This window comes from Streptomyces sp. NBC_00080 (assembly GCF_045041255.1).
Taxonomy (GTDB): Bacteria; Actinomycetota; Actinomycetes; order Streptomycetales; family Streptomycetaceae; genus Streptomyces; species Streptomyces coriariae.
The window spans coordinates 5,691,781-5,713,641 of record NZ_CP108235.1; the positions used below are offsets into that span (position 1 = coordinate 5,691,781).

The 21,861-nt window shown below is 73.5% G+C and carries 12 protein-coding genes; 3 read left to right on the forward strand and 9 right to left on the reverse strand.

What is annotated here, in order from left to right; genetic code table 11:
• Positions 1-16: 16 nt before the first annotated feature.
• On the forward strand, positions 17-430 hold the full coding sequence (locus OHU34_RS25505; protein ID WP_020132372.1) for an organic hydroperoxide resistance protein: 414 nt from the start codon (positions 17-19) through the stop codon (positions 428-430).
• 22 nt (positions 431-452) lie between these two features.
• Here OHU34_RS25505 and OHU34_RS25510 read toward each other — a convergent pair whose 3' ends face one another.
• The 9 genes from OHU34_RS25510 to OHU34_RS25550 form a co-directional block, all read right to left on the reverse strand.
• Complete coding sequence (locus OHU34_RS25510) at positions 453-2,012, reverse strand: hypothetical protein (RefSeq protein WP_142264598.1); 1,560 nt, start codon at positions 2,010-2,012, stop codon at positions 453-455.
• Between the two features lie 177 nt (positions 2,013-2,189).
• Positions 2,190-3,467, reverse strand: a complete 1,278-nt coding sequence (locus OHU34_RS25515) for a glycosyltransferase family 39 protein (RefSeq protein ID WP_200839918.1) — start codon at positions 3,465-3,467, stop codon at positions 2,190-2,192.
• Positions 3,468-3,475: 8 nt separating this feature from the next.
• Entirely contained in the window at positions 3,476-5,698 is a 2,223-nt protein-coding gene (locus OHU34_RS25520) for a bifunctional glycosyltransferase/CDP-glycerol:glycerophosphate glycerophosphotransferase (RefSeq protein ID WP_230195562.1), read from the reverse strand.
• Positions 5,699-5,706: 8 nt separating this feature from the next.
• Positions 5,707-7,911: a CDP-glycerol glycerophosphotransferase family protein gene (locus OHU34_RS25525; protein ID WP_405768458.1), complete on the reverse strand. Its 2,205-nt coding sequence runs from the start codon at positions 7,909-7,911 to the stop codon at positions 5,707-5,709.
• Between the two features lie 211 nt (positions 7,912-8,122).
• Positions 8,123-10,399 (reverse strand): bifunctional glycosyltransferase family 2 protein/CDP-glycerol:glycerophosphate glycerophosphotransferase, encoded by a 2,277-nt coding sequence (locus tag OHU34_RS25530; protein WP_142264595.1) that lies wholly within the window; start codon positions 10,397-10,399, stop codon positions 8,123-8,125.
• 186 nt (positions 10,400-10,585) lie between these two features.
• On the reverse strand, positions 10,586-11,455 hold the full coding sequence (locus OHU34_RS25535; protein WP_142264594.1) for a carbohydrate ABC transporter permease: 870 nt from the start codon (positions 11,453-11,455) through the stop codon (positions 10,586-10,588).
• Positions 11,452-12,795 carry a carbohydrate ABC transporter permease gene (locus OHU34_RS25540; protein WP_405768459.1) on the reverse strand — a complete coding sequence of 448 codons (1,344 nt, stop codon included), beginning with the start codon at positions 12,793-12,795 and terminating at the stop codon, positions 11,452-11,454. The genes OHU34_RS25535 and OHU34_RS25540 overlap by 4 nt, the downstream gene beginning before the upstream one ends.
• Before the next feature lie 7 nt (positions 12,796-12,802).
• Positions 12,803-14,185: an ABC transporter substrate-binding protein gene (locus tag OHU34_RS25545; protein WP_142264592.1), complete on the reverse strand. Its 1,383-nt coding sequence runs from the start codon at positions 14,183-14,185 to the stop codon at positions 12,803-12,805.
• A 286-nt stretch (positions 14,186-14,471) separates the two neighbouring features.
• On the reverse strand, positions 14,472-18,149 hold the full coding sequence (locus tag OHU34_RS25550; RefSeq protein WP_405772365.1) for an FHA domain-containing protein: 3,678 nt from the start codon (positions 18,147-18,149) through the stop codon (positions 14,472-14,474).
• Between the two features lie 336 nt (positions 18,150-18,485).
• Between OHU34_RS25550 and OHU34_RS25555 the strand changes: the two genes are divergently transcribed.
• Together OHU34_RS25555 and OHU34_RS25560 are read left to right on the forward strand one after the other, a co-directional pair.
• The gene (locus OHU34_RS25555) at positions 18,486-20,174 is read left to right on the forward strand and encodes a serine/threonine-protein kinase (protein WP_405768461.1); all 1,689 of its coding nucleotides are present in this window, start codon (positions 18,486-18,488) and stop codon (positions 20,172-20,174) included.
• A gap of 144 nt (positions 20,175-20,318) precedes the next feature.
• Positions 20,319-21,575 (forward strand): serine/threonine-protein kinase, encoded by a 1,257-nt coding sequence (locus tag OHU34_RS25560; protein WP_405768464.1) that lies wholly within the window; start codon positions 20,319-20,321, stop codon positions 21,573-21,575.
• Positions 21,576-21,861: the final 286 nt, after the last annotated feature.

A 21,861-nucleotide genomic window follows, 5' to 3' on the forward strand; every position in this document is an offset into this window, starting at 1 on the left:
GAGGGATGGTTCATCCATGGACGCGCTCTACACCGCAGTCGCCACCGCCACCCACGGCCGCGACGGTCGCGCCGTCTCCTCCGACGGCAGGATCGACCTCCAGCTGGCCCCGCCGGTGGAGCTGGGCGGCAACGGTCAGGGCACCAACCCCGAGCAGCTCTTCGCCGCCGGTTACGCGGCCTGCTTCGGCAGCGCCCTCGGTCTCGTCGGACGCCAGGCGAAGGTCGACGTCACCGACGCCGCCGTGACCGCCGAGGTCGGCATAGGCAAGCAGGGCGAGGGCTTCGGCCTCAAGGTGACGCTGCGCGTCGAGCTGCCCGAGGGCCTGGACGAGGCGACCGGCCGCAAGCTGGTCGAGACCGCCCACCAGGTCTGCCCCTACTCCAACGCCACCCGCGGCAACATCGAGGTCGACCTCGTCATCGAGTAGTCGCCGACCGCTTCCGGGCGGTTCAGCGGGTCCCGACCCGCGCCAGCACCTCCCCCGTCCGCCGGCTCCACGCCACCACCACGGCCTCCTCGGGCACCGGGTGCCAGCGCGTCAGCAGCAGCCAGCGGATGCGGTAGCGGTGGGCGATCCCCACCCGCTCGGCGCGGGTCGACCCGAGGGAGAGATAGGTACGGACGTCGTCGAGGCGCCGTAGCCGCTCCCGTTCGTCCAGGGCCGCGTCCGGCCAGGCCGGCGCCGCCAGGTTCGGCCCGTACCCGGCGATCGTGTGGACCGCGTAGTACCCGTCGGTGACCACCACTTCCCCGGGCCCGATATGCCGCGCGGCCCAGTCGTACGCGGGCCAGCTCGGCGGCGGCTCGAAGCCGACCGGGTCCAGCGCGCGCGGCACGACCGCACCCGCCTGCACCGTGAGGAAACCGAGGCAGGCCGCGCCGGTCGCGACCGCGCACAGCACCCGCCGCCCCACCCGCCAGGGCCGGGGCGCCGCCAGTTCCACGGCCAGGGCGAACTGGAGCGGCACCAGGGTGAGCCCGAGGATCCGCCCACAGGTGTAGTGGCCGCTGACGAAGCCGTACGCCACCACCAGGCACTCCAGGGCGAACATCAGCACCAGCGGGTCGCGCACCGAGCGGCGGCCCCGCGCCCACAGCGCCGGCACCCCCGGCAGCGCCAGCCAGAAGTGGCCCGGCAGATCGTCGTACAGCCGCCGGTGCATCGCGTCCACGCTGCCGTCCCCGGCCAGCTCGAACACGTCGAAGTACGGCCAGAGAGCGGCCACCAGCAGCGCCACGGCCCCCGCCACCGCCCACCGGGCGGCCACCGCGGCCCGCCACCCCCGCTGCCACCCCACGACGAAGGCCGCGCCCCCGGTCACCGCCGCGATCGCCGTGATCGGATGCACCAGCAGGATCACCCCGTACAGCGCGCCGAGGGTCACGTACCCCGTGTAGCCGCGCAGCCCGCTCGGACCCACGTAGCGCACCCGGCGTGCGTCACGCGCGCGCGTGCCCGCCAGGGCCCACGCCCAGAAGGTGAGCCCGATGGCGAAGGTGGACGGGTAGCCGAGGTTGCCGGTCATCGACATCAGGCTCAGGTAGCCGCTCCACCAGGCCCGTTCGGTGCCCCACAGCAGCGTCATCGCCGCCAGTGCGAGCACCGGCGCCCACGGTCTCGGCGTCAGCACGCGTGTGAAGCGGCCGATGCCGGTCAGCAGTACCACCAGGTTCACCGGTCCGGCGACCCGCAGCACCGCCCAGCCCGTCAGCCCGCTCACCCGGGCGAAAGCGCCCTCCGCCACCGCGTACGGCGAGTAGTAGGGGCTGCCCGCGCCCGGCAGGTCGCCCATCGGGTGCCGCGGGTTCAGCAGACGGTCCTTCAGGCGTTCGACGACCGCCGCGTGCTGGCCGGCGTCGCAGCACTGCGGCACCCGCCAGTACGCCAGCGACATCAGCAGCCAGAACAGGAAGCCGAGGGCCTGGTACGGGGTCGGCCGCCACCCCCGCCCGCCGCGCAGCGCCGTCGCACCGAGCGTGGGCCGCCGGGTCTGGACCCCGGTGCTCAACGGACGGCACCGGATCGGGTCGCACCGCATCCGGCCGCACCGGACCGGGCCGCGCCGGGGAGGGAGTCGAACAGGGAACCGGGCAGGGAGCGCGACAGCGCACCGTACCGGGGTCCGAGCTGGGCAAAGAGGGGCATTGGCCGTATCTTCCCGTCCGGTCAACGCCCTTGCCGAAAGTCACCTCAAGGAGTGAGCCCGATCGGCGCCTTCCTGGGCCGGCAGGGCCACCCGCCCCCGCAGCACGGGCTCGAGCAGCAGCGGCACCCCCAGCACCGGCAGCAGCCACGCCAGCACGATCAACCGGTCGCCCCAGATGCCGATGTCCGGGTGCCCGGCCTGGGTGAGGACCCCGGTGCAGGCGGCGCCGAGCACGAAGACGCCGAACGCCCGCCGCCGCCCCCGCGCCACCCCCCAAGCCCCGGCCGCCAGCGCGGCCACGAACAGCGGCTCCCACAGCTGCCGGCGCAGCCACTCCACCCAGAAGTTCCCCTGGAGACGCAGGAACTCCGGCCACACCTGCGTGCGGTCCGGCCGGTCGAAGTGGCGGGTCAGCAGATCCTGGAGGCTCTCCGACTCGGACGGATAGTGCAGCAGCCTCGCCAGTACCAGCGTCCCCAGCACCCCGAAACCACCCGCCACGGCCACCACGACCACCCCCCGCCCCGGCGGCCGGCCGCGTCGCCGGCGCCGTACGGCGATCAGCGCGCCCGCGCCCGCCAGACACAGCCCGAGGAACAGCGCCTGCGAGTGCTTGACGGTGAACAGGGCGGCCAGCGAACCGCCGACCAGCCACGCCCCCGCCCGCACCTCGTCGTCCAGTGCCAGCGCGCACCCCCACACCGCCGCCAGCGTCAGCGCCAGCATCAGGCCCTCGGTCATCGGGCGCATGGCGGTCGTCCCGCACGGCAGCACGTAGTACAGGGCCTGCCCGGTCAGACAGACGGAGGTCGGCGCGCGCCGGGTGCGCAGGATCAGGAACACCAGCACCCCGCCCGCCGCCGTCACCGCGACCCCCGCCAGCCACACGCCCCAGGTCACGCCGAACAGGGTGACGAACGGCAGCAGGAACACCGGGTAGCCGGGCCGCGCCTCGAAGATCCGCATGAAGCGCTCCGGCATGAACGGCACGGTGTGCCCGCCGGTCTGTCCTGCCTTGAGCCGTGCGTCGACGGTGCGCCACTCCCGCTCGCGGCACTCGGCGGTGACCCGGCGGCCCGGGTCGGGATCGTCGAAGCGGAGCACGTCCACGCTCTGCCGGCGGGCCGCGATCGAGGCCTCGCCCGCACAGACGTAGGCGATGGTCACGGCCGCCGCCTCGCGCTTGCCCTCACCGCGCAGACTCAGTGCGTACGACAGGTAGTTCTTGCTGTCCGGGGTGTCCCGGCCGGTCACGTTCGCGAGCTGGAGCAGCGCGAACACGGCGACCAGGACCAGCACCCAGGTGCGCGGCCGCAGGGGCGGTGTCACGTCGACGCGAGCAGATCGCGGGCGCCGGCCGGTCCGGGAACCTTCGGGACGGCGGCGAGCCCCTCGGGGAGCTCCTCGCCCAGCAGCAGCCGCCGGACGACCCGCTCGGCGGCCCGCCCGTCGTCGTAGGCGCAGAACCGCTCCCGGAAGCCCGCCCGCAGCCGCGCCGACTCCTCGTCGCGCCAGCTGCCGGAGGTCAGCAGCCAGGCCAGCTCCCGGTAGGTGCGCGAGACCTGGCCGGGCGCGTCGGCGGTGACGTCGAAGTAGGCGCCCCGGCTCGCCGTGTACGCGGCCCAGTCGTCGGCGTGGACGACGATCGGCCGGTCCAGGTTGGCGTAGTCGAACATCAGGGCCGAGTAGTCGGTGACCAGGACGTCGGAGGCGAGCATGACGTCCTCGACCCGCGGCTCGTCCGTCGCGTCCACCAGCACCCCGCGCCGATGCAGGTCGGCCAGGCCCGCCCCGCGCGCCGGACCGGTCGCCAGCGACGGGTGCAGCCGTACGACGAGGGTGTGCCCTTCGCCCAGGTCGGCGGCGAGCCGGGCCAGGTCGAGCCGGTCGACGTGCCCGCCGCGCACGTACTCGCGGCGGGTCGGCGCGTACAGCACGACCGTGTGACCGGCCGGGATCCCGAGCCGCGCGCGGACCGCGAGACCGGCCTGCGCACCGGCGTTCACCAGCACGTCGTTGCGCGGACTTCCGGTCCGCACCGAGGTGAAGTGGCACGGGTACGCCCGCTCCCACACCAGCTCGGAGTGCTGGTTGGCGACCAGGCTGTAGTCCCAGCGGTCGGCGCGGCGCAGCATCTGCGGCACGTCCACGCCGTGCCGGGCGCCGGGCCGCTGGAGCAGGTCGGCCGCCATGTACTTCAGCGGGGTGCCCTGGTGGGTGTGGATGTGGACGCTGCCCGGCCGTTTGGCCAGGGTGCCGGGCCAGTTGACGTTGTTGACGAAGAAGCCGGCCCGCGCGCCGACCCGGCGGTAGGCGGGGGAGTCGAGCAGCACGTGCTCCACGCCCGCCGGGAGCCGCTCGGCCGTCTCCTCGTCGCGCACCACCCACACCCCGCGCAGCTGCGGTGCGATCTCCCGCGCCTTCTCGTAGACGGCTCCGGGATCGCCGAGCACGCCCCGGTGCGAGAACGCGGAGTACAGGACGAGGTGCGGGTCCACCGGGCGATGCCCGCGCAGGGCGTCCGGACCCCGGCGCAGCCGCCCGGCAGCCGCCCGGCCCGCCTGCCCGCCGCGCCGGACGAACTCCCGGCCCGTCTGCCCGGCCCTCCGCTTGATCCGGTAGGCCGTGTATCCGCCTTCCAGAACCCGGAGTTCGGCGGGCACCGGCTCACCGGCGGGCCGGTGGCGGGCGAACAGCTCGGCCGTACGGCGGAAGAACTCGCCCTTGTCCGACGGCGGCAGCCGGTCCGGCTTGGCGAGGATGTCGAGACAGTGCTCGCCCATCTTGCGGTGCAGATAGGGCCGCCAACTCGCCAGTGCGGGGCGCGAGTCGACGAAGGAGAAGACCCGCTCGTACTGGTCGTGGATGTCGAAGTGTTTACGGCTGGTGGTGGACAGGATGTTGCCCTGCCGCCGCTGGCGGTAGTTCAGGCAGATCCGGTCCAGCGTGGCGATCCGCTCCGCGCTGAGCATGACCGGGAACGTCCAGGGGGTGTCCTCGTAGTAGCCGGGCGGGAAGGAGAAGTCGTTCTTCTCGACGAACTCCCGCCGGTAGACCTTGTTCCACACGACCATCAACAGGTCGAGGATCTCCGGGTGTTCGACGGCCGTGAAGGTACCGTCGCCCGTTTCCGCGAGGATGTGGGCCAGGGCGTTCCTGCGGGTGCCGCCCCACCAGTAGGTGCGCGCGTAGTCGAAGACCAGCACGTCCGGATCGCCGCTCTCGTCCAGCCGGTCGGCCATCGCGCGCAGCGCGCCCGGGGTGAGGGTGTCGTCGCTGTCGAGGAAGAACAGGTAGTCGCCGCCCGCGAGCGGCATACCGGCGTTGCGGGCGCGGCCGAGGCCGGCGTTCTGCGGCAGGTGCAGGACCCGGACACGGTCGTCGCGGGCCGCGTACTCGTCGAGGATCGCGCCGCAGCCGTCGGGCGAGCGGTCGTCGACGGCGATCACCTCGATGTCCCGGTACGACTGCTCCAGGACCGAGTCGAGACACTCGCGCAGGAAGCCCTGCACCTTGAAACAGGGGACGATGATGCTGAAGCGGGGCACTGCGGAGGTCAGCTCCTTACGAGGGTGGAGGCGGCGGGGGCCGGGACGCGCTCGGCGAGCGGCCGCACGGGCTCGATCGCCTCCGGCGGCTCGCCGAGCAGCACCCGGCGCACCACGCGCTCGGCGGCCCGGCCGTCGTCGAACTGGCAGAAACGGGACCGGAACGCGGCCCGGCGGGCGGCGGACCCGGAGTCCGCGTACGAGCCGTCGCGGAACAACCGGGCCAGCTCCTCGGGCGTGCCGGCGACCGGCCCCGGCGGGGCTTCCAGCAGGTCGAAGTAGACGCCCCGGGTCTCCCGGTAGACGTCCCAGTCGTCGGCGTACACGACGATCGGACGGTCCAGGTTGGCGTAGTCGAACATGATCGACGAGTAGTCGGTGACCAGCGCGTCGGCGGCCAGACAGACCTCCTCGGAGGAGCGGTGACCGGTGACGTCGATGACCCGGCCGGTGCCGCGTCGGCCGCCCCCGTCGTAGAAGTAGTGCGCCCGCAGCAGCACGACCACGTCCTCGCCGGCCGCCTCGCAGAAGGCCTCCAGGTCCAGGCCCGGCTCGAAACCGGTGTGGTAGTCGCGGTGGGTGGGCGCGTACAGGACGGCCGTGCTGCCCTCCGGTACCCCAAGCTCCCGCCGGACCCGGGCCACGTCGGCCGCGGTCGCCGTGTAGAAGACGTCGTTGCGCGGATAGCCGTACTCCAGCTGCTCGTAGGAGCCCGGGAAGGCGCGTTCCCACATCTGGGTGGAGTGGGTGTTGGAGGAGAGGTTGTAGTCCCAGCGGTCCACGCGGCCCAGCAGCTTGGTGAAGGAGCCGGTGGCGGCGGCGACGACCGGGTACGTGGACTGGTCGACGCCCATCTTCTTGAGCGGGGTGCCGTGCTGGGTCTGCACATGCACACTGCCCTCGCGCTTGACCACGCCCTCCGCGAAGTTGGCGTTGTTGATCAGGTACTTGGCGCGGGCCAGGACCTCCCAGTAGCGGCGGCTGCCGATGACGACGTGGTCGACGCCGTCCGGCATCGCGTGCGCCTGGTCGGCCTCGACGAGGAACACCGAGCGGATGTGCGGGGCGAGTTCGGCGGCCTTGGCGTGGATCGCGGCCGGGCTGCACGCGTAGCCGCGCCCCCAGTAGGCGCAGTACACCGCCAGGTTCGGGTCGATACGGCGGTGCAGCCGGCGCCGGTAGAGCAGGCGGGTGCGCAGGCCCTGGGGACGCGGGAGGCGCTCGACGGCGCCCGCGGCCTTCCGGTTGGCGCCGCGCAGGGCGCGGAACGCGGTGTACGCCCCGGCCGCCAGCAGCCGGTGCTGCACCCCCAGGCTGCCGCCCGGCCCGCGGAAACCGGCCGGGCGGTGGCGCCGGTACAGCCGGCCCGCGCGGCGGAAGAAGGCCCGGCGACGGCGCCCGGTCAGCCGGGCCGGATGCGCGGCCGTCCTCAGGACGGCCGCGAAGAGCTGCTCGAAGAGGGCACCCGACCGGTCCCCGGACAACCCGCGTTCGGCCGCCCGGGTCAGCACCGCCTCGATCCGGTCCAGGAGCTCCGGATGGTGTGCGCCGGGCAGGTTCAGCCGGTTGCCCTGCCGCCGCAGCAGATGCCGTACGACGACCGAGCGCAGCACCGCGATCCGCTCGGCGTGCACGGTGACCAGGCCGCCGAAGCCGACGTCCGTGAAGTGTCCGTCGGGGAAGGTGAGCCGGTGCCCGGCGACGAAGGAGCGCCGGTAGACCGTGCCCCACGCGGGCAGCTGCACGCCGGTGACGTGCGGGGCCTCGGCGGGGGAGAAGGCGCCCTTCGGTGTCCCCGCCAGCAGCGGGGCGGCCGGGTTGGCCGGCTCGCCCTCCCACCACGGGGTGCGCTCGTGCTCGGTGTACAGCACGTCGACGTCGCCGGTCTCGGTCAGCCGGGCGTCCAGCGTCGCCAGGGCGCCCGGGGCGAGGACGTCGTCACCGTCGAGGAACAGCAGATACGCGCCGGTCGCCGCCCGCATCCCGGTGTTGCGCGCGCCGCTCAGCCCGGCGGACGGTGGCGAGTGCACCGGGGCCACCCGGGAGTCCCGCCGCGCGTACCCGGCGGCGAGGGCCGCGGCCGGGGTGCCGGGCGCGTCGCTGACCGGGATCAGCTCGAAGTCGCCGAAAGACTGGGCCAGGACGGAGTCCAGCGCCAGGGACAACCGGCCCGCGACCCCATGGGACGGGACGATGATGCTGAAGCGGGGCATGCTGCTCTTTCTCTGTCGTTGCGGCGGACGGTCCACAGCGCTGGGTCCGGGGCGGTGGGTCCGGGGCGGTGGGTCCGGGGCGGTCGGTCTACAGCGGGGTTCTTCGGGCGGTACGGGCGGGGCGCCCGGCCGGCCGCCGGCCGGACGGCCGGGTCGGGGTGGGCCGTGACGAGCCGGAGGGCATGGCAACTCCCCTGAGGGCTGGCGGGGTTCAGCGTCGGTCGGTGACGGGGAGTACCGGGCCGGCGGGCGGCGGCACATGGGCGAGCGCCGGGCGCCCCGCGGGCATCGTCGCCGAGGCGGCGGCCGACGGCACCGGATGGCGCTCGGCGAGCGGCACGACCGGGGGCAGCCGCGTCTCGCCCAGCACCACCCGCCGCACGACGCGCTCGGCGGCGCGGCCGTCGTCGTACGGGCAGAACCGCTCGCGGAACGCGGCCCGCAGCTGGGTGGAACGGGAGCCGCGCCAGTGACCGGTCGCGAAGATGTCGATCAGTTCGTCCTCGCTGCGGGCGACCGCGCCCGGCGGGCGGCCGCGCAGGTCGAAATAGGTGCCGCGGGCCGCCTCGTAGGCCTCCCAGTCGTCGGCGTGGATCACGATCGGGCGGTCCAGGCCGGCGTAGTCGAACATGAGGGACGAGTAGTCGGTGACCAGGGCGTCCGAGGCCAGGCAGAGGGACTCCACGCTCGGGTGGTCGGTGACGTCGATGACGCCCGCCACCGGCCGGCCGGCCGGCGCCTCCTGCCAGTAGTGGGCGCGGGCCAGGATCACGAAGCGGGGCCCCAGCCGGCGCAGGACCCGCTCCAGGTCGAGGTGGGAGCGCTGGACGCGGCGGTAGTCGCGGTGGGTGGGCGCGTAGAGGAGGGCGACCGTGTCGCGGGGGATGCCGAGGGACTCGCGCAGCCGGGCCACGTCCGCCGAGGTCGCCCGCTGGAAGACGTCGTTGCGGGGATAGCCGTACTCGAGGGTCTCGTAGCGCCCGGGGTAGACGCGCTCCCAGGTGAGGGTGGTGTGGCGGTTGGCCGACACGACGTAGTCCCACTTGTCGACGCCCCTCAGCAGCTCGGCGAAGTCCATGTCGCGCGCGGCCGCCGGGCGCTCCTGGAGGTCGAGGCCCATGTGCTTGAGGGGCGTGCCGTGCTGGGTCTGCACGAAGACCTGGCCGGGGCGCTTGACCAGCCGCCGGTCGAAGTTGACGTTGTTCACCAGGTACTTGGAGCGGGCCAGCGCCGTCCAGTAGGCGGCCGTCCCGGGACGCACCTGGCGGGGGCCCGGCGGGACGGCCGACCGATGCTCGGGGCGGGCGATCCACGCCGTGCGCACCTGCGGCGCGAAAGTACGGAACGCGGCTTCCAGCGCGGCCGGGTTGCAGCTGTACCCGCGGCCCCAGTAGGCGGCGAACACGGCCCGGTCGGCGCGCAGCGGCAGCTTCAACTGGACCCGGTAGTGGGCCTGGAGGACGCCCGCCCGCAGCGCGCGGGCGAGTTTCGAGACGGCCTTGTGGGTGCGCCTGCGCACGGTCATGGACGCCTGGAGCACCCGGTAGGTGCGGTGCACGCCGAAGTGGACCAGCGTGTGGCGCAGCCGGGAGCGCAGCGGGACCGGGACACCCGGGGTGCGGTAACGGCGGTAGTGGGCGCGGGCCCTGCGCAGGAACTCGGCGCGTGAACCGCGCGGGAGCCGGTCGCGCTTGGTGAAGACCGTCGAGAGGTGGTCGACCATGCGGCGGAACAACACCGGCCGCCAGTGCGCGAGTTCGGGCCGCTGCTCGACGAACGCGAAGACCCGGTCGTACTGCTCGAAGACGTCGAAGTGGCCCCGGCTGGTGGTGGACAGGATGTTGCCCCGGCGGCGCTGGCGGTAGTGCACGCAGACCCGGTCGAGCGTCGCGAGCGACTCCGCGGCCATCAGCGCCGGGTACGTCCACGGGGTGTCCTCGTAGTAGCCGGACGGGAACGTCAGGCCCACGCCCTCGACGAACTCCCGCCGGTAGGCCTTGTTCCAGGCCACCATCAGCACCCTGAGCAGCCCCGGGCGGTCCTCGAGCCGGAAGGGCGCGGTGCCCTCCTCGGAGAGCTGCGCCGCGAACTGGTTGCGTACGGTCTCGCCCGACCAGTACGTGCTCGCGTAGTCGTAGACCAGGACGTCCGGCTCGTCCGTCTCCTTCACCCGGTCGGCGATGGCGCGCAGCGCGTCCGGGGTGAGCGTGTCGTCGGAGTCCAGGAACAGCAGGTAGTCGCCGGTCGCCCGCTCCAGCCCGGCGTTGCGGGCCTGCCCCAGGCCGACGTTCTCCGGCAGGTGCACGGCGCGCACTCGCGTGTCGCGGGCCGCGAACTCGTCGATGATCTCGCCGCAGGCGTCCGGCGAACGGTCGTCGACGACGATCAGTTCGAGATCGGCGAACGACTGGGACAGCACCGATTCGAGGCACTCGTGCAGGTACGCCTGAACCTTGTACGCGGGGACGATGACACTGAACCTGGGCAAGGCACATCCATGGGTCGGCGCGGACGGAAGACAGGGCCTTGCCCGGGAACGGCCGATGGAGTGAATTGGTTACGGTTCGTACGGCATACGGGGGATTGCGGGTGAACGGAAAGGGGCGGGCCGATGACCCGGCCCGCCCCTGCTCCACCGGCCACTTGACCGGCTGCCGGCCGACTGCCCGCGCGGCTACTTGACCGCGCCCGCCATCACGCCGGACACGAACTGCCGCTGGAACGCGAAGAACACGGCCAGCGGGATCACCATCGAGATGAACGCGCCGGGCGCGAGCACGTCGATGTTGTTGCCGAACTGCCGTACCTGTGTCTGGAGCGCGACCGTGATCGGCTGGCTGTCGGCGTTGGTGAACACCAGCGCGACCAGCATGTCGTTCCACACCCACAGGAACTGGAAGATGCCCAGGGACGCGATCGCGGGGGCGCCCAGCGGCATCACGACACGGGCGAACAGGCGCAGTTCACCGGCTCCGTCGAGACGGGCCGCCTCCAGCAGCTCGCGCGGGATCTCCGCGAAGAAGTTCCGCAGCAGGAACACCGAGAAGGGCAGTCCGAACCCGACGTGGAACAGGATCACACCCAGGATGTTCCCGAACAGGCCGATCTTGCCGAACAGTTCGGCGATCGGGATGAGCGCCACCTGCACGGGCACCACCAGCAGTCCCACGACGCCCAGGAACCACCAGTCCCGGCCCGGGAACTCCATCCACGCGAACGCGTAACCCGCGAGCGCGCCGATGACGACGACCAGGACCGTCGCCGGCACCGTGATCAGCACGGTGTTGACCAGGGAGCTGGTGATGTCGCCATTCTCCAGCAGCTTCCGGTAGCTGTCGAAGGTGAGTTGGGACGGCTCGCTGAACACGTTCCACCAGCCGTCGGCGCTCATGTCCTCGGGGGAGCGGAGCGAGGAGATGAGCAGCCCGATGGTCGGCACCAGCCAGAACAGGCCGACGACGATCAGGAAGGCGCGCACCAGCCCGCCGTTGAGCTTCTCCATGACCCACTCGAGCCGCTTTTTCGTCCCCGTCGTCCCCGTCATCGCCGCACCTCCCGCCTGAGCCGACGCACGTTGAACCACATCACCGGGATCACCAGCAGCAGCAGGAACACCGCGATGGCGCTGGCGATGCCGGGCTGGTCCTCGGAGAAGCCCTTGCGGTACAGCTCCAGGGCGAGCACGTTCGCGTCGTCCTGCGAGGAACCGGGGGCGATGATGAAGACCAGGTCGAAGACCTTCAGCACGTTGATCATCAGGGTGACGGCGACGACCGCGAGGACCGGCGCCAGCAGTGGGACGGTGACTCTGCGGAACACCTGCCACTCGTTGGCGCCGTCCACCCGGGCCGCTTCGAGCAGCTCCCGCGGAATCCCCGCCAGGCCGGCCGCGATCAGCACCATCGCGAAGCCCGCCCACATCCAGATGTACGAGCCGATGATGGCCGGCGTGACCAGCGACGGGCCGAGCCAGTCCAGACCGTTGTACGCCTCCTTGAAGTTGCTCGCGGGCAGCCGGAGTTGGGTGCCGTCGGCCTTGGCGGGAAGCGTGAAGGTGCCGTCGTCGGCCGCTTTCGTCGAGGCCACCACCTTGCCGTCCTTCACCGCCTCGATCTTCATTCCGGCGTAGCCCAGTTCGGACGGGTCGGGCGCGCCGAGGGTGCCGACGCCCTTGCCGCGGGTGAAGTCCTGCCAGGCGGTCCCGGTGATCTCCCCTTGTTCGGGCCGCGCCTGCACGGCCTTCTCCGCGCTGCCGGGCATCTGGTCGGGGGCCACGCCGACCAGCGGAAGGGCGACCGGGACGCCGGTGCGGACCGGGGCCTTGGTGATGAAGCCGCCGTCCTGCGGTCGCAGCGGCGAGTCGCGGCCCGGGTGGGCCTTCGGGAACGCCGACGACTCGGCGAACGTGTCGTGGGCGCCCACCCACACCGCGTTGGCGACGCCCTTGTCCGGGTCCTGGTCGTAGACCAGCCGGAAGATGATGCCGGCGGCGAGCATCGAGATCGCCATCGGCATGAAGACGACCAGCTTGAACGCGGTGCCCCAGCGCACCCGTTCGGTCAGCACCGCGAAGATGAGACCGAGCGCGGTCGCGACGGTGGGCGCGAACACCACCCAGATCACGTTGTTCTTCAGGGCGGTACGGATGCCCTCGTCCGTGAAGAGGGCCTTGTAGTTGTCCACACCGGCGAAGCCGTCGCCGGACTGGTCGTAGAAACTGCGCACGACCGAGTACCCGATCGGGTAGACCACGAGTGCGCCGAGCAGCACCAGGGCGGGCAGCAGGAACAGCGCGGCCACGGTCCTTCGGGTGCCGGTCACACTCTTGCGCGAGCGAGGAGGGGCGGGGGCCCCGGGAGCCCCCGCCGCCGCGGGCGTCGCCATCTCCGCGTCAGTTCCCGTACGCCGCTGCCGCGTCCGACTCCAGTTTCGCCTGGGTGCCGGCCACGTCCGTCGGGTTCTTCAGGAAGTCCTGGAGGTCCTTCCACTCGCCCTTGCCGGGGGTGCCGCCGAAGGCCTGCGGGGCCTGGTCGGACATGTCGAAGCGGAAGTCGTCGCCGGCCGCGATCAGCGCCTTGGCGATCGTCTGCTGAACCTCGTTCGGGTACACGGAGACGTCGACGTTCTTGTTCGGCGAGAGATAGCCGCCGAGCTTCGCCTGGATCTCCGCCGCGTCCGGCGAGGCCAGGAAGGTCGCCAGCGCCTGCGCGCCCTTGGAGTCCTTCAGGATGACGGCCGCGTCACCGCCGGAGACCACCGGCGCGGTGTCGCCGACCTTCGGGAACGGGAACACCTTGGCGTCCGTGCCGACCTTCGACTTGGTGTCGGCGATGTTGACCTGGACGAAGTCGCCCTCGTAGACCATGGCCGCCTTCGGCTGCTCGCCGCCGGTGAAGGTCTGGGTCACCGAAGCGGGGAACTCGGTCTGGAGCGCACCGCTCGCGCCGCCCGCCACCCAGTCCTTCTTGCCCCAGATCTGGGCCAGGGTGGTCAGCGCCTCCTTCACGGAGGGGTCCGTCCACTTGATCTTGTGCTGGGCGAGCTGGTCGTACTTCTCCGGGCCCGCCTGGGAGAGGTAGACGTTCTCGAACCAGTCGGTGAGGGTCCAGCCGTCGGCGCCCCCGATCGAGAACGGGGTGACGCCGGAGTCGTACACCGTCTGCGCGGTGGTCAGCAGGTCCTTCCACGTCGCGGGGTCGGAGGCGCCCGCGTTCTCGAAGACCTTGGCGTTGTACCAGATCAGCGACTTGTTGGCGGCCTTGTAGTAGACGCCGTACTGCTTGTCGCCCACCTTGCCGATGTCCTGCCAGCCCTGCGAGTAGTTCTTCGCGAGCTCCGCCTGGGCCTCGGCGCCCAGCGGTTTGGCCCAGCCCTTGTCGGCGGCCTGTTTGATGGCGCCGGGCTGCGGCAGCATCGCGACGTCCGGTGGTGAGCCGCCCGCGATCTTCGAGCCGAGGAAGTTGATGATCGGGTCCTGGGCGGGCACGAAGGTGATCTTCGCGCCGGTGCGTTTCTCGAACTCGGCGAGGACCTTCTTGAAGTTCGCCTGTTCGGTGCCGGTCCATACGGCGGCCACTTCGAGCGTGGTGCCGTCGAGCTTGGGGAGGGTGAGGGTGCCGCCGGATTCCTTGCCTCCGGTGCTGCTTTCGCTTCCGCCGCTCTTGTCGTCGTCGCTGCCGCACGCCGTGAGCGAGAGCGCGAGCGCCCCCGCCAGGAGCGTGGCGGCCGCCTTCACGGTCCTGCGTGTCCGGATGGTGTTGCTCGTGCTGCGCATCACTGCCCCGTTCTTCGTCCTCGTCGACTCGTGAACGTTCGAGCGCTGTCCCGTGAGCACTGGTCTACGCCGGGTGCCTGGGCTCGGCAAGGGCGCCTGTGCCGTCAAGCGGGGGATCGTGACCGCGTCGTGATCGCAAGGCGCGTGATTCTCGATGCGGGGGCGGTGCGTGGCCCGGCGCGGGCGGGACCGGAACGGGTGACCGGGGGCGGTGGCCCCCGGTCACCCGTTCCGGTCACCTGTTTCCTGAGCCGCCCGGGCCGGCCTCTCCCGGAGGGGCCTCGCCTCACGCGCCTCCGGCGGGTGCGCCTCCGGACGGGCTGAGCTGCCGCGCGGCTCGCTCCAGGGCGCTGGCCAGCAGGGCCAGGTCCGTCGGGCCGTTGCCCAGTTCCCGTACCGGGCGACGGGCCGGGGGGTCGCCCATGCGCTGCCACTCCAGGGGGACCACCGTGGGGCGCAGCGTCGCCGTACGGGGGATGCGGCCCGTGACGCGGCCGCCCTGGAAGGGGGTGAGGCGGCCGTCCGCGCCCTTGAGCCGGCCGCGGCCCGGCGCGGGTTCGTCCGTGCCGGAACCCGGCGGGTCCAGAGTGATCCGAACGGTGGACAGCCGGGCCGGTTCCGACTCCGCCGTACGGCCCCCGGGACCTGCCGCGGCCACCAGGTGCACGCCGAGCCGCTCGCCCTCGCGGGCCACCGCCTCCAGCGCGCGCATGACCGAGCCGGCGGCCGGCCGGCCCGGGGAGCCGAGGGCGGGGGAGACGAGAGCGTCCAGGTCGTCGACGACCACCACCAGACGGGGCAGCGGGGGCGTCGCCTCGGCCCGCTGCCGGGCGGCCGCTCCCGGGCGCAGCCGCAGCGTGGTGCTGGGCGGGGCCTCGATGTCGGCGGCGCCGCCGGTGGAGCCGCCGCCGAGCCCGGCTCCCTGGGACGCGGCGTTCGGGGTGCGCTGCGGGACGATACGGCCGGACACCGCGCGCTGCGTGTGCCACTCCACGAAGCCGGAACGGCCCAGCAGTTCGGACCGCCGCTTCAGCTCGGCGCTCAGTGACTGCGCGAACTCCCGCATGCGGACCGGGTCGTTGGCGGTGAGGTGGGTGGTGACGTGCGGTACGTCCGTACAGATCCGCAGGCCGTCGCCGTGACCGCCGCCGCCCTTGCCGACGGTGTCGCGGCCGTCCAGCAGGATGATGCCCAGCCGGTCCGGCCGCTCGGCGGCGGCCAGCGAGGCCACGACCGCCCGCAGCAGTTCCGTACGCCCGCTGCCCGTCGGGCCCTCGATCAGCAGGTGCGGGCCCTCGGCGACCAGGTCCACGCCGACCGGTCCGCGCGGCCCCGCGCCGAGCACGGCCCACGCCCGTCCGCCGAGCGCCTCGGCGTCGTCGGCCGCGTCCGCCCAGCGGGCCATCAGCGAGGCGGGTGTGGCCCGCGCGAGGCCCAGCTTGTCCAGGAGCCGGGCCGACTGGGGCAGCGGAGCCGACACCCGCGTGGGCCGCTCGCCGCCGCCCGCGCCGTCCGGGCGCAGCGGCGCGAGGGCCCGCGCGAAGCGTTCGGCCCAGGCCAGGGAGACCGCGTCCACCGCGCCGACCGTGCCGGGTCCCACCGGGCCCGGCCGCTCCGTCTCCGCCCCGGCCGGCGCGACCCGCAGCAGCCGCAGCGCCGTCGCCACGTCCCCGCTGAGCAGCGCGACGGCTCCGCACGCGCGGAAGGTGGGCGTCGTCGCGCAGGCCGCTTCGTAGGTCTCGGTCACCGGAGAGGAAGGGGAGGCGGCGGGCGTCTCGGCCAGACAGACGACGTGTATCCCGGCGCGCGGTCCGGCCACCGCCAGCCGGGTCACCGCCTCGCGCAGGTCCGCGCCGCCGGGATCGCCGTCCACGACGACCACGGTGTACGGGCCGAGGAAGCCGCCGTCCTCGGTCTCGTCCGGCACGGCCCAGGAGGGCCGGCGGCCGGCGCCGCGGGGCGCGGGTACCTGGGCCGGTCCCGTACCGCTCGCACCGCTCGGGCCGCCCGCGCTGTCGGTCAGGTGGTCCTCCAGACGGCGCAGCAACTCGTCGGCGCGGGCCGTGGCCTGGTCGCGGTCGTAGGCGAGCAGAAGACGGCAGTCCTGTCCGTGCCCCGGGCGGAGCTGCGGCAGCCAGCCCAGCCAGGACCACTCGGCGACGCGCTCCTCCTCGGAACGCGCGCGGTCCGTACTGATCAGGACGATTTCCAGGGTGTCGGGGGAGTGCAGCGCGGCGAGCTGCGCCAGCACCGCGCGCGCCAGCCCGGACAGTCGCGGGCGCGGCCCGGCCAGACCGAGCGCGCCGACCTCGCGCAGCCCCGTCGTCACCGGTACGGCGGGCAGCAGGCCCGAGCCGTCGGGCGCCGGCCGGTCGGCGGTGCCGAGCCGCACGGTGAGCGCCTCGGGGTGCCCCGGTCCGCGTTCCCACAGCCGGGGGCCGGGGCCCAGCGCCGTCAGCAGCAGCGCGGCCGGGTCCGGCCAGGTCTCGGGCGCGGGGGACGCGGCGGCCGACGGGTACGACTGCGCCGCGGCCTCCTCCTCCTCGTAGGTCCCGGGGGTGTCCGTGTCCTGCGTGTCGCCGCGACCGCCGGCCAGCCGGCGTGCCCACGCGGAGAGACCGCCGCGTTTGCGCACGCCCGGGGGCACGTCGGTGCCGCGCAGCGGGGTGCCTTTGCGGCGGGAGGCCGCGCGCGGATCGGCTTCGGGGGCGTCGTCGTAGGGGGACGCGGCCGGGGAGACGGACGAAGCGTGGGACGAAGGGCCGGACGGGGCGGCGGGGTGGGGAGCGGAGACGGCGGGACGGTGCGGGGTGCCCGCGTCCTCCGGCGCGCCGTGCGGTCCCCGGACGTCGTCGTACGGCCCCGTGAACGAGCCGAGGCCCGAGCGGCCGGCGTGGGTGGCCGAGGAACCTTCACGGGCTCCCGACACACCACCGGGAGCAGCCGCTCCGGGCGGGTTGCGGCGCGCGGGGTCCCCCGCGCGTGTCTCGCCGCCGCGCCGGCTCTCGATGCGCGGCGCCGTGCCCTGGCCGGGCACCACCGCAGGCGCCGCACGGTTTTCCCCGGCGCCGCGCGTCCGCCCGCCCCGGCCCTCCGACGCGCCGTTCCAGTCCACCGTGCCGTAGGCGTGGCCGGTCGGGGCGGAGGGGCCTTCCCGGTCGCCCGCGCCGCCGCCCGCCGCACGCGCGTGTGCCGCGCCCGCGGCCGGACCGGGGCTCCCGCCGGACGGGCCCTCGCCCGCCGCCGGGTCCGTACCCGCGCAGGGCACCCGGACATGGCCCTCGCCGTCCGGAGTGGTCGTCGCCCGGGGACCCGGGCCGCCCGGCGGGGCCAGGCGCAGAGCCGACTCGCCGACGCGCAGCAGGGCGCCGGGGGCGAGGCGGACGGGACGGTCCTGTACCTGGGCGCCGTCCAGGGTGGTGCCGTTGGTGGAGCCGAGGTCGGCGACCGTGACGCGGCCCTCGGGGGAGAGCGTCACCGTGCAGTGCAGGCGCGAGACGTCCGGGTCGTCGAGGGGCACGTCGGCGTCGGCGGAGCGGCCCACGCGGACCTGACCGCCGTGCAGCAGATGGACCCCGCCCGCGTCGGGCCCGGCCACCACGTGCAGACGGGCAGGGGCTTCGTCGACCTCGGGATGCGGTTCGGGGTCGGCCGGGGCGCCGAGGGACAGCACGGCGCCGTCGATCAGCGGCGGCTCGCCGAGCGTGCAGCGCTGGGTGTCGAGCCGCTCCACGCCCGCGTAGAGCACGACCGCCGCCGCGGAGGAGGCCGACGGGGCACCCTCCCCGGAGACCGCCGCGGCCAGCGCGGACGCCACCGCGGCCAGAGCCGTGCCGGCGGGCGCCGTGACCAGCACGTCGCAGCTCGCGGTGCGGGCCCGCGCCTGGGTTCCCCCGGCGCGAGCGGAGCCCGGCGCGGGGAAGGGCGGGGCCGTCGGGTCTACGACGGTCAGCCGGATCTGCATCGCCGTCAGCGGTCCCTTCTGCACGGGCGCGGACTTCCCCCCACCCCACACGAGCACAGCGGCCAGTACTGAAGGCATCCTCGCACCTGTCACTGACAACGCGCCCCACACCCGGGGACAAGTGATCTTGATTGGTCGGCTCTGCCCGCAAAAGTGCCTGACAAGTGCGTCGCCGACGATCAGTTGAGATCGGTCACGTCCGCCGCCGGCAACCAGGAAGACCGGGCCGAGCGTCTTTCCTTCGGACGAAGACGACAGCCCGGTGTCCGCACTGCGGCACTACAGTGGGTCGGAACACGGACAGGACAGGCAAGCAAGCAGCAGGGAGCGCGTGACGTGCGGCCAGTCGGCAGCAAGTACCTGCTCGAGGAGCCGCTCGGACGCGGCGCCACGGGCACCGTCTGGCGAGCGCGCCAGCGCGAGACCGCGGGCGCCGAGGCGGCCGTGGCCGGCCAGCCCGGGGAGACCGTCGCGATCAAGGTCCTCAAGGAGGAGCTCGCGAACGACCCCGACGTCGTGATGCGCTTCCTGCGCGAGCGTTCGGTGCTGCTGCGCCTGACCCACCCGAACATCGTCCGGGTCCGCGACCTGGTGGTCGAGGGCGATCTGCTGGCGCTGGTCATGGACCTCGTCGACGGCCCCGACCTGCACCGCTACCTGCGCGAGAACGGCCCCTTCACGCCCGTCGCCGCCGCTCTGCTCACCGCCCAGGTCGCCGACGCGCTCGCCGCCAGCCACGCCGACGGCGTCGTGCACCGCGACCTGAAGCCGGCCAACGTCCTGCTGATGCAGAACGGCGGACAGATGCACCCGCTGCTCACCGACTTCGGCATCGCGCGCCTCGCCGACTCCCCGGGCCTGACCCGGACCAGCGAGTTCGTCGGCACGCCCGCGTACGTCGCGCCGGAGTCCGCCGAGGGCCGTCCGCAGACCTCGGCCGTGGACATCTACGGCGCCGGCATCCTGCTGTACGAGCTGGTCACCGGGCGGCCGCCGTTCTCCGGCGGCTCGGCCCTCGAAGTCCTGCACCAGCACCTGAACGCCGAGCCGCGCCGCCCGTCCACGGTCCCCGACCCGCTCTGGACGGTCATCGAGCGCTGTCTGCGCAAGAACCCCGACGACCGGCCGAGCGCCGAGAACCTCGCGCGCGGGCTGCGCATCGTCGCCGAGGGCATCGGGGTGCACGCGAACTCGATGCAGATCGCCGCCGCCGACGGCGTCGGCCACCTCCTCGCGCCCGATCCGACGCCCGCGACCGTGCCGGGCGGCGCCTACGACCCGAACGCCGCGACCAGCGTCCTGCCGCACACCGGCGGTCCGGCCGGTGCCGCCGACCCCACCGCCGTGCTGCCGCACACCGGTGGTCCCGCGGGCGCCGCCGATCCGACGGCCGTCCTGCCGCCGGTGCCGCCGCACCAGCAGGGTCAGCAGGGCCAGGAGCCGCATCCCTGGCAGTCCCAGATGCGGGCCGCCCGCGACCGCAACGAGCCGACGCAGGTCCAGCAGTACCTCGACCCCGGCGAGGACCCGCTGCGTCGCCGCCCCCAGCGGCAGGTCTCCCGCCAGCAGCAGCCGCAGCAGCCGTATCCGCAGCAGAACCAGCAGCAGCGGCCTCAGCAGCGCCAGCAGCAGCCGCCCGGATACGGCTACCCGGGGCAGCAGCAGCCGCAGTACGCGCCGCAGCACCAGCAGCCGCAGCACCAGCCCCAGCGGTACGCGCCGGCGCCCCAGCAGCAGCCGAGGCAGCGGCCGGAGCCGGAACCCCGGCAGCCGCGGGAGCCGAGGCAGCGCAGTGCCAACCCGATGAAGATCCCCGGGCTGGGCTGCCTGAAGGGCTGTCTGTTCACGATCGTCATCCTGTTCGTGGCCGGATGGCTGATCTGGGAGCTGAGCCCGCTCCAGGGCTGGATCGGCACCGGCAAGAACTACTGGCAGCTGATCAGCGGCTGGTTCAACGACGTCACCGGCTGGATCGGCGAGCTGGCCGACTCGGGCGGCAGCGGCACGGGCGGCACGGGCAACTGAGACAGCGGCGAGCGCCACGGGCTCCGGTTCTGACCGTGAGTTTGTGTACTTGTCGACATCCGGCGGGTGATTTCCGTCTCCGCGGTGAAGGTTGGCTCCTCGGACGCGTACTTTGATGGGCAACACGCGTCTGTAGGAGCAGCCTTGGCACGGAAGATCGGCAGCCGGTACACCGCCCACCAGATCCTGGGACGGGGCAGCGCCGGCACGGTGTGGCTGGGCGACGGACCGGACGGGCCCGTCGCCGTCAAGCTGCTGCGCGAGGACCTCGCCTCCGACGAGGAGCTCGTGGGCCGCTTCGTGCAGGAGCGCACGGCCCTGCTCGGCCTGGAGCACCCGCACGTGGTCTCCGTACGGGACCTGGTGGTCGACGGCAACGACCTCGCCCTGGTCATGGACCTCGTCCGCGGCACGGACCTGCGCACCCGCCTCGAACGGGACCGACGGCTCGCGCCCGAGGCCGCCGTGGCGATCGTCGCGGACATCGCCGAGGGACTGGCCGCCGCGCACGCGGCCGGGATCGTCCACCGGGACGTGAAGCCCGAGAACATCCTGCTCGACATGCAGGGTCCGCTCGGCCCCGGCGGCTCGCACCGCGCGCTGCTGACCGACTTCGGCGTCGCGAAACTGATCGACACCCCCAAACGGACCCGCGCCACGAAGATCATCGGCACGCCGGACTATCTGGCGCCGGAGATCGTGGAGGGCCTGCCGCCGCGCGCCTCGGTGGACATCTACGCCCTGGCGACCGTGCTGTACGAGCTCCTCGCGGGCTTCACCCCGTTCGGCGGCGGCCACCCCGGCGCGGTGCTGCGCCGGCACGTCACGGAGTCCGTCGCCCCGCTCCCCGGCATCACGGACGAGCTGTGGCAGCTTCTCGTGCAGTGCCTGGCGAAGGCGCCGGCCTCCCGGCTGCGGGCGTCCGAGCTGGCCGCGCGGCTGCGGGAGCAGCTGCCGACGCTGGCCGGGATGCCGCCGCTGGACGTCGACGAGCCGGACCCGGAGCAGGAGGAGGGGGAGGGCGAGCCGGCCGAGACCGCGCCCTCCGCGTCCTCGCCCGCGGCGCCCTCCGGGCGGGTGCGGCGCGGGTCGGTCCCGCTGGTGCCCGGCGCGAAGCCGGACTCCAACCGGGACACCCACACGTCGATGCGGGTGCCCGCGCCGGACGAGCTGGCGGGCGGGGCGCACGGCACGGCACGGGTGCCGAGGGCGGCGGGCGCGCCGCGGCCCGGCTCGGCACGGAACCGTTCCGCCACCCGGCGGCGGCGGATCACGCTGGGCGTGGCAGCGGTGGCGCTGGCCGCGGCGGCGGGGATCGGCACCTGGGCGGCCACCTCCGGTGACGACGCGGGGGCGACTCCGCAGGACACGACGAGTACGTCCTCACCTGCAACGCCGTAGAAGCACCGCCCGGAATGCCTCCGCTCGCCGGTGTCTGAGCGGCGGCTTGCCGGATGCCCTTCCGGTGAGCGGGCCGGGAGTCGGTCCGGCTGGGGAAGGTGGCAGTTTCGGGCCACATCGCCTTGCGGGGAGCCGGTCCCGGCATCCCGCAAGGCGGTGTTCGACGAGCACCGGACCGTGTCCGTAGCCGACATCGACACCCGGAGTCGCCAGCTCGGAAATCGGTGTGTCCACCGTCAGAGAGGGCCTGAACGGGAGGCTCGCCCTGTTCTGGTGTTCGATTTTG

Excerpts from the sequence above, each read along its gene's own strand:
- OHU34_RS25525 (WP_405768458.1), bottom strand. The coding sequence starts at position 7,911 with ATGCCCCGCTTCAGCATCATCGTCCCGTCCCATGGGGTCGCGGGCCGG.
- OHU34_RS25545 (WP_142264592.1), bottom strand. The coding sequence starts at position 14,185 with ATGCGCAGCACGAGCAACACCATCCGGACACGCAGGACCGTGAAGGCG.
- OHU34_RS25550 (WP_405772365.1), bottom strand. The coding sequence starts at position 18,149 with ATGCAGATCCGGCTGACCGTCGTAGACCCGACGGCCCCGCCCTTCCCC.
- OHU34_RS25505 (WP_020132372.1), top strand. The coding sequence starts at position 17 with ATGGACGCGCTCTACACCGCAGTCGCCACCGCCACCCACGGCCGCGAC.
- OHU34_RS25535 (WP_142264594.1), bottom strand. The coding sequence starts at position 11,455 with ATGACGGGGACGACGGGGACGAAAAAGCGGCTCGAGTGGGTCATGGAG.
- OHU34_RS25540 (WP_405768459.1), bottom strand. The coding sequence starts at position 12,795 with ATGGCGACGCCCGCGGCGGCGGGGGCTCCCGGGGCCCCCGCCCCTCCT.